Origin of the sequence: Streptomyces sp. E2N166, from assembly GCF_003671715.1 — a bacterium.
In the GTDB taxonomy this organism is placed as follows: domain Bacteria; phylum Actinomycetota; class Actinomycetes; order Streptomycetales; family Streptomycetaceae; genus Streptomyces; species Streptomyces thinghirensis.
This window is the reverse complement of the sequence record NZ_RAIF01000010.1, coordinates 1-632: the sequence shown is the minus strand read 5'-3', so window position 1 is coordinate 632 and position 632 is coordinate 1. Positions and strand designations below refer to the sequence as shown.

The window sequence follows — 632 nt, the reverse complement described above, 5'->3', positions numbered from 1 at the left end:
CCCCGACCCGCCACGGCCGCCCCGCCCCCGGCGTCCCGAGCAACTGCACGTCCCCGCCCCCGTTGACGCTGACGCCACTCGCGCCCGCCTCCGCGACCCGCCGCGCGGCGCGCTCCACGGCCCAGCCCTTGACGATCCCGGTCGGATCGAGTCGGCCCTGGTACGACGTGCTGAACCAGCCGTCGCTCACCCGCTCCGCCTCCGCCGCCAGTTCCAGCACCTCGGCGACCTCGGGCGCGCACGCGTCGACGGTCAGTTCACCGCGCGCCAGGCGAGAGATCTGGCTGCCCTCCCGGTAGGTGCTGAACAGCTCGTCGACCCGGTGCAGCCCCGCGACCGCCTCGTCCAGCGCCGCGTGGACGGCCGTGGGTTCCCCGCCGCGGACGTCGAGGGAGAAGACGGTCCCCATCGTCTCCTCCACCCGACGCACCGCGGCGGGAGCCTGTGCGGGTTCGGCCACGGCGTCAGCCACCGGTCTGGTCCAGTGCCGACTGCAGCGACTGCTTGTATCCGGCGCTGGTGTAGGTGGCGCCGGACACGGCGTCGATGTCGGCGTTGCCGGCGGCGACGGCGGCCTGGTTGAGCTTGGGTACGGCGTTGGCGGTGATCTGGTCGCTCTGCCCGCCCTTGGG

At 74.2% G+C, this 632-nt stretch carries 2 protein-coding genes; both read right to left on the bottom strand.

All coding sequences use genetic code 11. The features are described from left to right. Positions 1-409 (bottom strand): FAD:protein FMN transferase (locus EBH09_RS07585; protein WP_238697233.1); only part of this gene is annotated, 409 nt, incomplete at its 3' end. Positions 410-464: 55 nt separating this feature from the next. Beyond that, a partial coding sequence (locus EBH09_RS07580; protein WP_121746283.1) for an FMN-binding protein occupies positions 465-632 on the bottom strand: 168 nt, incomplete at its 5' end.